The sequence below is a fragment of the Streptomyces sp. NBC_00425 genome (assembly GCF_036030735.1).
Classification (GTDB): Bacteria; Actinomycetota; Actinomycetes; order Streptomycetales; family Streptomycetaceae; genus Streptomyces.
Map to the genome: position 1 here is coordinate 7,816,301 of NZ_CP107928.1, position 14,545 is coordinate 7,830,845.

The 14,545-nt window shown below is 70.4% G+C and carries 13 protein-coding genes; all 13 read left to right on the forward strand.

Annotated features, from left to right (window positions below):
* Positions 1–5 precede the first annotated feature (5 nt).
* The 13 genes from pyrR (at position 6) to metK (ending at position 14,403) form a co-directional block, all read left to right on the forward strand.
* The gene (pyrR, locus tag OHS82_RS34440) at positions 6–590 is read left to right on the forward strand and encodes a bifunctional pyr operon transcriptional regulator/uracil phosphoribosyltransferase PyrR (protein ID WP_057580338.1); all 585 of its coding nucleotides are present in this window, start codon (positions 6–8) and stop codon (positions 588–590) included.
* 97 nt (positions 591–687) lie between these two features.
* The gene (locus OHS82_RS34445; RefSeq protein WP_328435175.1) at positions 688–1,671 is read left to right on the forward strand and encodes an aspartate carbamoyltransferase catalytic subunit; all 984 of its coding nucleotides are present in this window, start codon (positions 688–690) and stop codon (positions 1,669–1,671) included.
* Between the two features lie 5 nt (positions 1,672–1,676).
* Positions 1,677–2,963: a dihydroorotase gene (locus OHS82_RS34450; protein ID WP_057580336.1), complete on the forward strand. Its 1,287-nt coding sequence runs from the start codon at positions 1,677–1,679 to the stop codon at positions 2,961–2,963.
* On the forward strand, positions 2,960–3,526 hold the full coding sequence (locus OHS82_RS34455; RefSeq protein ID WP_079041350.1) for a PH-like domain-containing protein: 567 nt from the start codon (positions 2,960–2,962) through the stop codon (positions 3,524–3,526). Before OHS82_RS34450 ends, OHS82_RS34455 begins: the two co-directional genes overlap by 4 nt.
* On the forward strand, positions 3,523–4,665 hold the full coding sequence (gene carA / locus OHS82_RS34460; RefSeq protein WP_057580334.1) for a glutamine-hydrolyzing carbamoyl-phosphate synthase small subunit: 1,143 nt from the start codon (positions 3,523–3,525) through the stop codon (positions 4,663–4,665). Before OHS82_RS34455 ends, carA begins: the two co-directional genes overlap by 4 nt.
* Positions 4,658–7,966, forward strand: a complete 3,309-nt coding sequence (carB, locus tag OHS82_RS34465) for a carbamoyl-phosphate synthase large subunit (RefSeq protein ID WP_057580333.1) — start codon at positions 4,658–4,660, stop codon at positions 7,964–7,966. The genes carA and carB overlap by 8 nt, the downstream gene beginning before the upstream one ends.
* 126 nt (positions 7,967–8,092) lie before the next feature.
* The gene (locus OHS82_RS34470) at positions 8,093–9,199 is read left to right on the forward strand and encodes a quinone-dependent dihydroorotate dehydrogenase (protein ID WP_057580332.1); all 1,107 of its coding nucleotides are present in this window, start codon (positions 8,093–8,095) and stop codon (positions 9,197–9,199) included.
* A complete protein-coding gene (gene pyrF, locus OHS82_RS34475; protein ID WP_328435176.1) occupies positions 9,196–10,038 on the forward strand; it encodes an orotidine-5'-phosphate decarboxylase in 843 nt (280 codons plus the stop codon). The genes OHS82_RS34470 and pyrF overlap by 4 nt, the downstream gene beginning before the upstream one ends.
* 290 nt (positions 10,039–10,328) lie before the next feature.
* Entirely contained in the window at positions 10,329–10,652 is a 324-nt protein-coding gene (locus OHS82_RS34480; RefSeq protein WP_003977346.1) for an integration host factor, read from the forward strand.
* Between the two features lie 59 nt (positions 10,653–10,711).
* The gene (gmk, locus tag OHS82_RS34485) at positions 10,712–11,305 is read left to right on the forward strand and encodes a guanylate kinase (RefSeq protein WP_079041349.1); all 594 of its coding nucleotides are present in this window, start codon (positions 10,712–10,714) and stop codon (positions 11,303–11,305) included.
* Between the two features lie 52 nt (positions 11,306–11,357).
* A complete protein-coding gene (gene rpoZ, locus OHS82_RS34490; RefSeq protein ID WP_003988945.1) occupies positions 11,358–11,630 on the forward strand; it encodes a DNA-directed RNA polymerase subunit omega in 273 nt (90 codons plus the stop codon).
* Between the two features lie 122 nt (positions 11,631–11,752).
* Positions 11,753–12,955, forward strand: a complete 1,203-nt coding sequence (gene coaBC / locus OHS82_RS34495) for a bifunctional phosphopantothenoylcysteine decarboxylase/phosphopantothenate--cysteine ligase CoaBC (RefSeq protein ID WP_057580329.1) — start codon at positions 11,753–11,755, stop codon at positions 12,953–12,955.
* 239 nt (positions 12,956–13,194) lie between these two features.
* Entirely contained in the window at positions 13,195–14,403 is a 1,209-nt protein-coding gene (metK, locus tag OHS82_RS34500) for a methionine adenosyltransferase (RefSeq protein WP_328435177.1), read from the forward strand.
* The last annotated feature ends 142 nt before the right edge of the window (positions 14,404–14,545 follow it).

The window sequence follows — 14,545 nt, forward strand, 5'->3', positions numbered from 1 at the left end:
TTCTTATGGACAAGCAGGACACCCAGCAGGATCCCCGGCAAACCGATGCCCGGCCCGTACTCGAAGGCCCCGACATCGCGCGCGTGCTGACGCGCATCGCCCACGAGATCGTCGAACGCGCCAAGGGCGCCGACGACGTGGTGCTGCTCGGCATCCCGACCCGCGGCGTCTTCCTCGCCCGGCGGCTCGCCGACAAGCTCGAGCAGATCACCGACCGCAAGGTTCCGGTCGGCTCCCTCGACATCACCATGTACCGCGACGACCTGCGCATGCACCCGCCGCGTGCGCTGGCCCGCACCGAGATCCCCGGTGACGGCCTGGACGGCAGACTGGTCGTCCTCGTCGACGACGTGCTCTTCTCCGGTCGCACCATCCGCGCCGCCCTCGACGCCCTGAACGACCTCGGACGCCCGCGCGCGGTCCAGCTCGCGGTCCTCGTCGACCGCGGCCACCGGGAACTGCCCATCCGCGCCGACTACGTCGGCAAGAACCTCCCCACGTCGTTGCGGGAGACGGTCAAGGTCCAGCTCGCCGAGGAGGACGGTCGCGACACCGTGCTGCTCGGTGTGAAGCAGACCGCCCAGCAGTAGCACGCGCGCGTGCGGCCCCGTCGTCGTGCGTCGCGCAGCCGTGCCCCTGCACGCCCGTGTTCTCCCCATACCTGAACTGCCTTACGGAGCCTGACAGATGCAGCGTCATCTCATCTCGGCCGCCGACCTCACCCGCGACGACGCCGTCCTGATCCTCGACACCGCGGAGGAGATGGCCCGGGTCGCCGACCGGCCCATCAAGAAACTGCCGACCCTGCGCGGCCGCACGATCGTCAACCTCTTCTTCGAGGACTCCACGCGCACGCGAATCTCCTTCGAGGCCGCCGAGAAGCGCCTCTCCGCGGACGTCATCAACTTCTCCGCCAAGGGGTCGTCGGTGTCCAAGGGTGAGTCCCTGAAGGACACCGCGCAGACGCTGGAGGCCATGGGCGTCGACGCGGTCGTGATCCGGCACGGTGCCTCCGGGGCGCCGTACCGCCTGGCCACCTCCGGCTGGATCGACGCGGTCGTCGTCAACGCCGGCGACGGCACCCACCAGCACCCCACCCAGGCCCTCCTGGACGCGTTCACCATGCGCCGCCGACTGGTCGGCCGGGACGCCGGGATCGGCCAGGACCTCGCCGGCAAGCGCATCACGATCGTCGGCGACGTGCTGCACAGCCGGGTGGCCCGCTCCAACGTCGACCTGCTGCACACGCTCGGCGCCGAGGTCACCCTGGTCGCCCCGCCCACCCTGGTGCCGGTCGGCATCGAGACCTGGCCGTGCGAGGTGTCGTACGACCTCGACAGCACGCTGCCCAAGTCCGACGCGGTGATGATGCTGCGCGTGCAGCGCGAGCGGATGAACGCCGCGTTCTTCCCGACAGAGCGCGAGTACTCGCGGCGCTACGGCCTCGACGGCGACCGGATGGCGCGGATGCCCGAGCACGCGATCGTGATGCACCCCGGCCCGATGGTCCGCGGCATGGAGATCACCGCCGAGGTCGCCGACTCCGAGCGCTGCACCGTCGTCGAACAGGTCGCCAACGGCGTGTCCATCCGGATGGCCGTCCTCTACCTGCTCCTGGGCGGCAACGAACCCGCCGTCAGCCACGCCCGCACCACCACCGAGGAGAAGTAAGAACCATGAGCAAGATCCTGATCCGTGGTGCGAAGGTGCTCGGCGGCGAGCCGCAGGACGTCCTGATCGACGGAGCGGTCATCGAGGCCGTCGGCGCGGGCCTGTCCGCCGAGGGCGCCGAGGTCGTCGAGGCCGCGGGCAAGGTGCTGCTGCCGGGCCTGGTCGACCTGCACACCCATCTGCGCGAGCCGGGCCGCGAGGACTCCGAGACGGTGCTGACCGGCACGCGCGCGGCCGCTTCCGGCGGCTACACGGCCGTCTTCGCCATGGCCAACACCTTTCCCGTCGCCGACACCGCCGGCGTGGTCGAGCAGGTCTACCGGCTCGGGCAGGAGCACGGCTACTGCGACGTGCAGCCCATCGGCGCCGTCACCGTCGGCCTGGAAGGCCGCAAGCTCGCCGAGCTCGGCGCCATGCACGAGTCGGCCGCCGGCGTCACCGTCTTCTCCGACGACGGCAAGTGCGTCGACGACGCCGTGATCATGCGCCGGGCCCTGGAGTACGTGAAGGCCTTCGGCGGGGTGGTCGCCCAGCACGCCCAGGAGCCGCGGCTGACCGAGGGCGCCCAGATGAACGAGGGCGTCGTCTCCGCCGAGCTGGGGCTGGGCGGCTGGCCCGCGGTGGCCGAGGAGTCGATCATCGCCCGGGACGTCCTGCTCGCCGAGCACGTGGGCTCCCGCGTCCACATCTGCCACCTCTCCACCGCCGGCTCGGTCGAGATCGTCCGCTGGGCCAAGTCCCGCGGCATCGACGTCACCGCCGAGGTCACCCCGCACCATCTGCTCCTCACGGACGAACTGGTCCGCTCGTACAACCCCGTGTACAAGGTGAACCCGCCGCTGCGCACCGAGAAGGACGTGCTGGCCCTGCGGGAGGCGCTCGCCGACGGCACCATCGACATCGTCGCCACCGACCACGCCCCGCACCCGCACGAGGACAAGGACTGCGAGTGGGCCGCGGCCGCCATGGGCATGGTCGGCCTGGAGACCGCGTTGTCGGTGGTCCAGGAGACGATGGTGGAGACGGGCCTGCTGGACTGGGCCGGAGTCGCGAGCCGGATGTCCTTCAGGCCCGCCCTCATCGGGCAGGCCAAGGGGCACGGCCGCCCCGTCTCGGCAGGTGAGCCCGCCAACCTCACGCTCGTCGACACGGAATACCGTGGGTCCGTGGACCCCGCGGGCTTCGCCTCGCGCAGCCGGAACACCCCGTACGAGGGTCGTGAGCTGCCGGGCCGTGTCACGCACACGTGGCTCCGGGGCAAGGCCACGCTCGTCGACGGGAAGCTCACGTGACATCTGCACTACTGCTCGCGGCCGAGAAGGAATCGGCCCAAGTGACCGACTGGGCCGCCCGGGCCGGCTGGGTGGTCGGCCTCGCACTGTTCGTCGCGCTCGTGTACTGGCTGATGCGCGAGGGCTGGAAGTGGCGCGGCACGCTCCAGAGCGACCTGCCCGAGCTGCCCACCGCGCCGGACGAGCCCGGTCCGGTGAGACTGGGCATGAGCGGCCGCTACCACGGCTCCACCACCGCCGGGCAGTGGCTCGACCGCATCGTGGCGCACGGCCTCGGCGCCCGCAGCCGGGTCGAGCTCACCCTGACGGACGCGGGAGTCGACGTCGTACGCCCGGGCGCGAGCGACTTCTTCATCCCGGCCGAAGCGCTGCGCGAGGCCCTGCTCGGCAAGGGCATCGCCGGCAAGGTCCTCACCGAGGGCGGACTGCTCGTGGTGACGTGGGCGCACGGCGACAGGCTGATCGACTCCGGCTTCCGCTCGGACCACGCGGCCGAGCACGGCGCATGGGTCGACGCCATCAACTCCATGATCAAGAACGACACGACGGAAGGCGCACGATGACGACCTCCACCAGGGGAGCCGCCAAGGCTCCCGCCGTACTCGTCCTGGAGGACGGCCGCATCTTCCGCGGTCGCGCCTACGGGGCCGTGGGGGAGACCTTCGGCGAAGCGGTGTTCTCCACCGGCATGACCGGCTACCAGGAGACCCTGACCGACCCGTCCTACGACCGCCAGATCGTCGTGGCGACCGCCCCGCAGATCGGCAACACCGGCTGGAACGACGAGGACGACGAGTCCGGCCGCATCTGGGTCTCCGGCTACGTCGTACGCGACCCCGCGCGCGTCCCCTCCAACTGGCGCGCCCGCCGCTCGCTGGACGACGAGCTCGTCGCCCAGGGGATCGTCGGGATCTCCGGCATCGACACCCGCGCCCTCACCCGCCACCTGCGCGAGGGAGGCTCGATGCGGGCCGGCGTCTTCTCCGGCGAGTCGATCGCCCCGGACGCCGAACTCCTCGCGCGCGTGCAGGCCCAGCCGCACATGAAGGGCGCCAGCCTCTACGAGGAGGTCGCCACCAAGGAGGCCTACGTGGTGCCCGCGGTCGGCGAGAAGCGGTTCACCGTGGCCGCCATCGACCTGGGCATCAAGGGCATGACCCCGCACCGCATGGCCGAACGCGGCATCGAGGTGCACGTGCTGCCCGCGACGGCCTCGGCGGACGAGGTGTACGCCGTGAACCCCGACGGCGTGTTCTTCTCCAACGGCCCGGGCGACCCGGCCACCGCCGACGGGCCCGTCGCGCTGATGACCGAGGTGCTCGAGCGCAGGACGCCGCTGTTCGGCATCTGCTTCGGCAACCAGATCCTCGGCCGCGCCCTCGGGTTCGGCACCTACAAGCTGAAGTACGGCCACCGCGGCATCAACCAGCCGGTCCAGGACCGCACGACCGGCAAGGTCGAGGTCACCGCGCACAACCACGGCTTCGCCGTGGACGCGCCGCTCGACAAGGTCAGCGAGACGAAGTTCGGGCGCGCCGAGGTCTCGCACATCTGCCTCAACGACGACGTCGTGGAGGGGCTGCAGCTGCTCGACCAGCCGGCCTTCTCCGTCCAGTACCACCCCGAAGCGGCAGCGGGCCCGCACGACGCCGCCTACCTGTTCGACCGCTTCGTATCCCTGATGGAGGGCCAGCGTGCCTAAGCGCACCGATATCCAGTCCGTCCTGGTCATCGGCTCCGGCCCGATCGTCATCGGCCAGGCCGCCGAGTTCGACTACTCCGGCACCCAGGCGTGCCGCATCCTGCGCGCCGAGGGCCTCAGGGTGATCCTGGTCAACTCCAACCCGGCGACGATCATGACCGACCCGGAGATCGCCGACGCCACCTACGTCGAGCCGATCACCCCGGAGTTCGTCGAGAAGATCATCGCCAAGGAGCGGCCCGACGCCCTGCTGCCGACGCTCGGCGGCCAGACCGCCCTGAACACCGCGATCTCCATGCACGATCAGGGTGTGCTGGAGAAGTACGGTGTCGAGCTGATCGGCGCCAACGTCGAGGCGATCAACAAGGGCGAGGACCGCGACCTCTTCAAGGGCGTCGTCGAAGCCGTCCGCGCGAAGATCGGACACGGCGAGTCCGCCCGGTCCGTGATCTGCCATTCCATGGACGACGTCATCGCCGGCGTCGAGACGCTCGGCGGCTACCCCGTCGTCGTCCGCCCCTCCTTCACCATGGGCGGCGCCGGCTCCGGCTTCGCCCACGACGAGGAGGAGCTGCGCCGCATCGCCGGTCAGGGCCTCACCCTCTCGCCGACCACCGAGGTGCTCCTGGAGGAGTCCATCCTCGGCTGGAAGGAGTACGAGCTGGAGCTGATGCGCGACAAGCACGACAACGTCGTGGTCGTCTGCTCCATCGAGAACTTCGACCCCATGGGCGTGCACACCGGCGACTCGATCACCGTGGCTCCCGCGATGACGTTGACCGACCGCGAGTACCAGGTCCTGCGCGACGTCGGCATCGCGATCATCCGCGAGGTCGGCGTGGACACCGGCGGCTGCAACATCCAGTTCGCGGTGAACCCCGAGGACGGGCGCGTCATCGTCATCGAGATGAACCCGCGCGTGTCGCGCTCGTCGGCCCTGGCCTCGAAGGCGACCGGGTTCCCGATCGCCAAGATCGCGGCCAAGCTCGCCGTCGGCTACACCCTCGACGAGATCCCCAACGACATCACGCAGGAGACCCCGGCCTCCTTCGAGCCGACGCTCGACTACGTGGTCGTCAAGGCCCCGCGTTTCGCCTTCGAGAAGTTCCCGTCCGCCGACTCCACCCTCACGACCACCATGAAGTCGGTCGGCGAGGCCATGGCCATCGGCCGCAACTTCACCGAGGCCTTCCAGAAGGCGCTGCGCTCGCTGGAGAAGAAGGGCAGCCAGTTCACGTTCGTCGGAGAGCCCGGCGACAAGGACGAGCTGCTGCGGGAGTCCGTCCGGCCCACCGACGGCCGGATCAACACCGTCATGCAGGCCATCCGCGCGGGCGCGACGCCCGAGGAGGTCTTCGAGTTCACGAAGATCGACCCCTGGTTCGTCGACCAGCTCTTCCTCATCAAGGAGATCGCCGACGAGCTGGCCGCGGCCGACCGCCTGGACGCCGGCCTGCTCGCCGAGGCCAAGCGGCACGGCTTCTCCGACCAGCAGATCGCCGAGATCCGCGGACTGCGCGAGGACGTCGTGCGCGAGGTCCGGCACGCACTGGGCGTCCGCCCCGTCTACAAGACGGTGGACACCTGCGCCGCCGAGTTCGCCGCGAAGACGCCGTACTTCTACTCCTCCTACGACGAGGAGAACGAGGTCGCGCCCCGCGAGAAGCCCGCGGTGATCATCCTGGGCTCCGGCCCGAACCGCATCGGCCAGGGCATCGAGTTCGACTACTCCTGCGTCCACGCCTCCTTCGCGCTGTCCGACGCCGGGTACGAGACGGTGATGGTCAACTGCAACCCGGAGACGGTCTCCACCGACTACGACACCTCCGACCGCCTGTACTTCGAGCCGCTGACGCTCGAGGACGTGCTGGAGATCGTCCACGCGGAGGCGCAGGCCGGTCCGATCGCCGGCGTCGTCGTGCAGCTCGGCGGACAGACCCCGCTGGGTCTGGCGCAGGCCCTCAAGGACAACGGCGTGCCGATCGTCGGCACCCCTCCGGAGGCCATCCACGCGGCCGAGGACCGGGGCGCCTTCGGGCGCGTGCTCGCCGAGGCCGGCCTCCCGGCTCCCAAGCACGGCACGGCCACGACCTTCACCGAAGCCAAGGCCATCGCCGACGAGATCGGCTACCCGGTCCTCGTCCGGCCCTCGTACGTCCTCGGCGGCCGCGGCATGGAGATCGTCTACGACGAGACCCGGCTGTCCTCCTACATCGCCGAGTCGACCGAGATCAGCCCCACCCGGCCGGTCCTCGTCGACCGCTTCCTCGACGACGCCATCGAGATCGACGTCGACGCGCTCTACGACGGCGACGAGCTGTACCTCGGCGGCGTGATGGAGCACATCGAGGAGGCCGGCATCCACTCCGGCGACTCGGCGTGCGCCCTGCCCCCCATCACCCTGGGCGGCTTCGACATCAAGCGCCTGCGGGCCTCCACCGAGGCGATCGCCAAGGGCGTCGGCGTGCGCGGCCTGATCAACATCCAGTTCGCGATGGCCGGCGACATCCTCTACGTCCTCGAGGCCAACCCGCGCGCGTCCCGTACCGTGCCCTTCACCTCGAAGGCGACCGCGGTGCCGCTGGCGAAGGCCGCCGCCCGCATCTCGCTCGGCGCGACCGTCGCCGAACTGCGCGCCGAGGGGCTGCTCCCGGCGACCGGTGACGGCGGCGAGCTGCCGCTGGACGCGCCGATCTCCGTCAAGGAGGCCGTGATGCCGTGGACCCGCTTCCGGGACACCTCCGGCCGCGGCGTCGACACCGTCCTCGGCCCGGAGATGCGTTCCACCGGCGAGGTCATGGGCATCGACTCCGTCTTCGGCACGGCGTACGCCAAGTCGCAGGCGGCCGCGTACGGCCCGCTGCCCACCAAGGGCCGCGCGTTCATCTCGGTCGCCAACCGGGACAAGCGCTCGATGATCTTCCCCGCGCGCGAGCTGGTCGCCCACGGCTTCGAACTGCTCGCCACCTCCGGCACGGCCGAGGTCCTCAAGCGCAACGGCATCAACGCCACGGTGGTGCGCAAGCAGTCCGAGGGCACCGGTCCGAACGGCGAGAAGACGATCGTCCAGCACATCCACGACGGCGACGTCGACCTCATCGTGAACACCCCGTACGGCACCGGCGGCCGGCTCGACGGCTACGAGATCCGCACGGCGGCCGTGGCGCGGTCCGTGCCGTGCCTGACGACGGTGCAGGCGCTCGCCGCCGCCGTCCAGGGCATCGACGCCCTCAACCGCGGGGACGTGGGCGTCCGCTCGCTCCAGGAACACGCGGAACACCTGACCGCGGCTCGCGACTAGCAGCTGAAGAGGGGGACACCGGAAACGGTGTCCCCCTCTTCATGAGGCCCCCTCTTCACAAGGACTCCTCCGCACGAGGCCCGCGCTCCACGGGGCTCACGAGGCTCTCCGAAGGACACCTGAGACATGTACAAGCTCTTCTTCCGTCTGGTCTTCACCCGGATGGACCCCGAGAACGCCCACCACCTCGCCTTCCGCTGGATCCGTCTCGCCGCACGCGTGCCGGTGCTGCGCACGTTCCTCGCCGCGGCGCTGGCGCCCCGCTACCGGGAGCTGCGCACGGAGGCCTTCGGACTGCGCATGCACGGCCCGTTCGGGCTCGCGGCCGGCTTCGACAAGAACGCCGTCGCGATCGACGGGATGTCGATGCTGGGCTTCGACCACGTGGAGATCGGCACGGTCACCGGCGAGGCGCAGCCCGGCAACCCCGGGAAGCGGCTGTTCCGGCTCGTGCAGGACCGCGGGCTCATCAACCGGATGGGCTTCAACAACGACGGCTCGCTCGCCGTGGCCGCGCGCCTGGCCTCCCGTACGCCGGTCTTCAAGCCCGTCGTCGGCGTCAACATCGGCAAGACCAAGGCCGTACCGGAGGAGGAGGCCGTCGGCGACTACGTGAAGTCGGCCGAGCGGCTCGCGCCGTACGCCGACTACCTGGTCGTCAACGTGTCCTCGCCGAACACGCCGGGGCTGCGGGACCTGCAGGCCACCGCGGCGCTGCGGCCGCTGCTGAGCGCCGTGCGCGAGGCCGCCGACCGCGCGGTGACCGCGCGACGTGTCCCGCTGCTCGTGAAGATCGCCCCGGACCTCGCCGACGAGGACGTGGACGCGGTCGCCGACCTCGCCGTGGAGCTCGGTCTGGACGGGATCATCGCCACGAACACCACCATCGCCCGCGAGGGACTCGGTCTGACGTCGGAGCCCTCCCTGGTCAAGGAGACCGGCGGCCTGTCCGGAGCGCCCCTCAAGGCGCGCTCCCTGGAGGTGCTGCGCCGCCTCTACGCGCGCGTGGGCGACCGCGTGACGCTGGTCGGCGTCGGCGGCGTGGAGAACGCCGAGGACGCCTGGCAGCGCATCCTGGCCGGCGCGACCCTGGTGCAGGGCTACAGCGCCTTCGTCTACGAAGGTCCCTTCTGGGGCCGCGCCGTCCACAAGGGCCTCGCCGCCCGCCTGAGGACGAGCCCCTACGCCACTCTCGCCGACGCGGTCGGCGCCGACGTGAGGAAGACGGCATGACGATGGAACCCTTCGGCGCGCGTCTGCGGCGGGCCATGGACGAACGCGGCCCGCTGTGCGTCGGCATCGACCCGCACGCGTCCCTGCTCGCCGAGTGGGGTCTGAACGACGACGTCGCCGGTCTGGAGCGGTTCAGCCGCACGGTCGTCGAGGCGACGGCCGACCGGGTCGCCCTGCTGAAGCCGCAGAGCGCCTTCTTCGAGCGGTTCGGCTCGCGCGGGGTGGCCGTCCTGGAGAGGACGGTGCAGGAGGCGCGGGAGGCGGGCGCCCTGGTCGTCATGGACGCCAAGCGCGGCGACATCGGCTCGACCATGGCCGCCTACGCCGAGTCGTTCCTGCACAAGGACGCCCCGTTGTTCTCCGACGCGCTCACCGTCTCGCCGTACCTCGGCTACGGATCGCTGTCGCCCGCGGTGGCGCTGGCCCGGGAGAGCGGCGCCGGACTGTTCGTGCTGGCGCTGACCTCCAACCCGGAGGGCGGCGAGGTGCAGCACGCGGTGCGGGCCGACGGGCGCGACGTGGGCGCGACGATGCTGGCGCACCTGGCCGCCGAGAACGCGGGGGAGGAGCCCCTGGGCTCCTTCGGCGCGGTCGTCGGGGCCACGCTGGGCGACCTCTCGACGTACGACCTGGACATCAACGGTCCGCTTCTCGCGCCCGGCGTCGGCGCCCAGGGGGCTACGCCGGCCGATCTTCCCCGGGTCTTCGGGTCCGCGGTGCGCAACGTCGTCCCGAACGTGAGCCGGGGAGTCCTGAGGCACGGTCCCGACGTCGTCGCTCTGCGTGACGCGGTGGAGCGGTTCGCGTACGCGGTCCGGACCGCCGTGACCGCCGCCTGACCGTCGTCCGAGCGGCGTCGGCCGCCCGACCGGGGGTTCGGTGGGGCGGCTCGGGGACGACTTGAGTCTGGATACATCCTCAAATCCGGGGCAGTATGTCTTAAATGTCCGTCCCTACGGAGGCTGACCAGGACTTTTCCTCTGTTCTCGCTGACTCTGGCGGAGTTGGCCGCTAGTCTCCGACGGAGAGTGAACGGGCAGAGCGTGTTGCTCGTATCTCACCAGGTGTGGGGCCACCAGGTTCCTCACCGGTCCGTATCCGACAGTTCGACATCCGAGGTGACGTAGGCGTGGCTCTTCCGCCCCTTACCCCCGAACAGCGCGCAGCCGCGCTCGAAAAGGCCGCCGCGGCTCGCCGGGAGCGGGCCGAGGTCAAGAATCGACTGAAGCACTCCGGCGCCTCCCTTCACGAGGTCATCAAGCAGGGTCAGGAAAACGACGTCATCGGCAAGATGAAGGTCTCCGCCCTCCTGGAGTCGCTCCCGGGCGTGGGCAAAGTCCGCGCCAAGCAGATCATGGAGCGGCTCGGCATCTCCGAGAGTCGCCGCGTGCGCGGCCTCGGCTCCAACCAGATCGCTTCCCTGGAGCGTGAGTTCGGCAGCACCGGCTCCTGATCCCCGGTCCTGCCGGAAGGGAGTCCCGGGCACTCCGGGATTGCTGGAATAATCGCTGCATGGCAGTAAACCTCCGGGGGACGACCCCCGACCCCCCGGACGCACGTCCGCGGCTGACCGTGCTCTCCGGCCCCTCAGGGGTCGGCAAGAGCACGGTCGTCGCTCATATGCGCAAGGAACACCCCGAGGTCTGGCTCTCGGTGTCGGCGACGACCCGTAAGCCCCGACCCGGCGAACGGCACGGCGTCCACTATTTCTTCGTCACCGACGACGAGATGGACAAGCTGATCGCCAACGGCGAGCTGCTGGAATGGGCCGAGTTCGCCGGCAACCGCTATGGAACTCCACGCGCCGCCGTGCTGGAGCGCCTTGAGTCGGGCGAGCCGGTGCTCCTGGAGATCGACCTCCAGGGCGCGCGGCAGGTCCGCGAGTCCATGTCGGAGGCCCGGCTGGTGTTCCTGTCTCCTCCCTCGTGGGACGAGCTGGTGCGCAGGCTCACCGGGCGGGGCACCGAGCCGCCCGAGGTGATCGAGCGCCGCCTGGAGGCGGCGAAGATCGAACTCGCGGCCGAGCCGGAGTTCGACGTGACCCTGGTCAACACCTCCGTCGAGGACGTGGCGCGCGAGCTGCTAGCCTTGATGGATGTTGTGTGATCACGAATCTGTGATCATGACCTATTTTTTCCCATCCATCGGAAGGTAGAGCGTGTCCTCTTCCATCTCCGCGCCCGAGGGCATCATCAACCCGCCGATCGACGAGCTCCTCGAGGCAACCGACTCGAAGTACAGCCTCGTGATCTACGCGGCCAAGCGGGCGCGCCAGATCAACGCGTACTACTCGCAGCTCGGCGAGGGCCTCCTCGAGTACGTCGGTCCGCTCGTCGACACCCACGTCCACGAGAAGCCGCTGTCGATCGCCCTGCGCGAGATCAACGCCGGTCTGCTGACGTCCGAGGCCGTCGAGGGCCCTGCGCAGTAGTATTTTCGGCTCACCGTGGGTTTTTCCACAGGCCCGGCAGCGCGACTGCCGGGCCTGTGGTGTGTGATGGACCCGTACGCCGGGAGCCGCGGCGTACGCGCGCCGAGGTCCGGGGAGAAACGGTGGACAAGCCGAAGGTCGTTCTGGGGGTCAGCGGGGGCATCGCCGCCTACAAGGCCTGCGAGCTGCTGCGCAGACTGACGGAGTCGGGTCATGACGTGCGTGTCGTGCCCACCGCGTCCGCGCTGCACTTCGTGGGCGCCGCCACCTGGTCCGCCCTCTCCGGCCACCCCGTCTCGACGGAGGTCTGGGACGACGTCCACGAGGTCCCGCACGTCCGCATCGGCCAGCACGCCGACCTGGTGGTCGTCGCCCCCGCCACGGCGGACATGCTCGCCAAGGCCGCCCACGGCCTCGCCGACGACCTCCTCACCAACACGCTCCTCACCGCCCGCTGTCCGGTCGTCTTCGCCCCCGCGATGCACACCGAGATGTGGGAGCACCCGGCCACCCAGGAGAACGTGGCGACACTGCGCCGCCGGGGCGCGCTCGTGATCGAGCCCGCCGTCGGGCGCCTCACCGGCGTCGACACCGGCAAGGGCCGGCTGCCCGACCCGGCCGAGATCTTCGAGGTCTGCCGTCGGGTTCTGGCCAGAGGAGTGCGGGAGCCCGATCTGGCCGGGCGGCACGTCGTGATCAGCGCCGGCGGCACCCGAGAGCCCCTCGACCCGGTCCGCTTCCTCGGCAACCGCTCCTCCGGCAAGCAGGGGTACGCCCTGGCCCGCACCGCCGCAGCCCGCGGCGCCCGCGTCACGCTGATAGCGGCCAACACCGGTCTGCCCGACCCCGCGGGCGTCGACGTGGTCCCGGTCGGCACGGCCGTACAGCTGCGGGAGGCGGTCCTGAAGGCCGCGGCCGACGCCGACGCGGTCGTCATGGCCGCCGCGGTCGCCGACTTCCGGCCGCAGACCTACGCGGCCGGCAAGATCAAGAAGAAGGACGGCGAGGAGCCCGCCCCCGTCGTGCTGGTGCGAAATCCGGACATCCTCGCGGAGATGTCCGCCGACCGGGCGCGCCCCAACCAGGTGGTTGTCGGCTTCGCCGCCGAGACCGACGACGTCCTGGCGAACGGCCGGACGAAGCTGCGGCGCAAAGGCTGCGACCTGCTCGTGGTGAACGAGGTGGGGGAGCGCAGGACGTTCGGCTCCGAGGAGAACGAGGCCGTCGTGCTGGGGGCCGACGGCAGTGAAACCCCTGTGGCCCATGGCCCGAAGGAGGCCCTGGCCGACATCGTGTGGGACCTGGTGGCACAGCGCCTGAGCTGACCGGTCGGCGTGCCCGCGATCACGCCGGGCCCGGCCGGATTCGGGTCCGCGTCCCCTGGCCAAGGGTGGCGGGCATTCGGCAGAATGCCCGTGCCGCAGGTCACAGCGCTCCCGAGAGGCGAGACGGGTGGGCCGGTGGCGGGGCACGACCGATAAACTGTTCTCGGACGACGCCGGGCGCAGCTCCTGTCGCGTCCGCCAATGATCAGCCAGCAGCCGCTGCAACCCCAGGGAGCGTTGTGTCCCGTCGCCTGTTCACTTCGGAGTCTGTGACCGAGGGTCACCCCGACAAGATCGCTGACCAGATCAGCGACACCATCCTCGACGCCCTGCTGCGTGAGGACCCGGCCTCCCGGGTCGCCGTCGAGACCCTGATCACGACCGGTCTGGTGCATGTGGCCGGCGAGGTCACCACCAAGGCCTACGCGCCGATCCCCCAGCTGGTGCGCGACAAGATCCTCGAGATCGGCTACGACTCCTCCAAGAAGGGCTTCGACGGCGCCTCCTGCGGCGTCTCGGTGTCCATCGGGGCGCAGTCCGCGGACATCGCCCAGGGTGTCGACACGGCGTACGAGTCCCGGGTCGAGGGCGACGAGGACGAGCTGGACCGTCAGGGCGCCGGTGACCAGGGCCTGATGTTCGGTTACGCCTCCGACGAGACGCCGACGCTGATGCCGCTGCCGATCTTCCTGGCGCACCGGCTGTCGAAGCGTCTGTCGGACGTCCGCAAGAACGGGACCATCCCCTACCTGCGTCCCGACGGCAAGACCCAGGTCACCATCGAGTACGACGGGGACAAGGCGGTCCGTCTGGACACCGTCGTCGTCTCCTCGCAGCACGCGTCCGACATCGACCTGGACTCGCTGCTGGCGCCCGACATCCGCGAGTTCGTCGTGGAGCCGGAGCTGAAGGCGCTCCTGGACGAGGGCATCAAGCTGGACACCGAGAACTACCGGCTGCTGGTGAACCCGACCGGGCGTTTCGAGATCGGCGGTCCGATGGGCGACGCCGGCCTCACCGGCCGCAAGATCATCATCGACACCTACGGCGGCATGGCCCGGCACGGCGGCGGCGCGTTCTCGGGCAAGGACCCCTCCAAGGTCGACCGCTCGGCCGCGTACGCGATGCGCTGGGTGGCGAAGAACGTGGTGGCGGCCGGTCTGGCGGCCCGCTGCGAGGTCCAGGTCGCCTACGCGATCGGCAAGGCCGAGCCGGTGGGGCTGTTCGTCGAGACCTTCGGCACCGCCAAGGTCGACGTCGAGAAGATCGAGAAGGCCATCGACGACGTCTTCGACCTTCGTCCGGCCGCGATCATCCGCGATCTCGACCTGCTGCGCCCGATCTACGCCCAGACCGCCGCGTACGGCCACTTCGGCCGTGAGCTGCCCGACTTCACGTGGGAGCGCACGGACCGCGTGGACGCGCTGCGCCAGGCCGCGGGCCTGTAGCACTCGGTCGCCACGGCGACTCGCAGGGGCCCGTCCCTCCCTCGGGGGCCGGGCCCCTGGCGTGTCTCGGGGGCGTCGTCCCGTCGGCGCCCACGCGCGGCGGGGACGCCTCGCGACGTCCCGCGGTGCTTCCCGTCCCGGT

What these genes read in the sequence shown, in the direction of transcription:
- gmk (WP_079041349.1), top strand. Translation starts at nt 10,712, where the DNA reads ATGGCAGTAAACCTCCGGGGGACGACCCCCGACCCCCCGGACGCACGT.
- OHS82_RS34470 (WP_057580332.1), top strand. Translation starts at nt 8,093, where the DNA reads ATGTACAAGCTCTTCTTCCGTCTGGTCTTCACCCGGATGGACCCCGAG.
- carA (WP_057580334.1), top strand. Translation starts at nt 3,523, where the DNA reads ATGACGACCTCCACCAGGGGAGCCGCCAAGGCTCCCGCCGTACTCGTC.
- pyrF (WP_328435176.1), top strand. Translation starts at nt 9,196, where the DNA reads ATGACGATGGAACCCTTCGGCGCGCGTCTGCGGCGGGCCATGGACGAA.
- OHS82_RS34445 (WP_328435175.1), top strand. Translation starts at nt 688, where the DNA reads ATGCAGCGTCATCTCATCTCGGCCGCCGACCTCACCCGCGACGACGCC.
- OHS82_RS34450 (WP_057580336.1), top strand. Translation starts at nt 1,677, where the DNA reads ATGAGCAAGATCCTGATCCGTGGTGCGAAGGTGCTCGGCGGCGAGCCG.
- pyrR (WP_057580338.1), top strand. Translation starts at nt 6, where the DNA reads ATGGACAAGCAGGACACCCAGCAGGATCCCCGGCAAACCGATGCCCGG.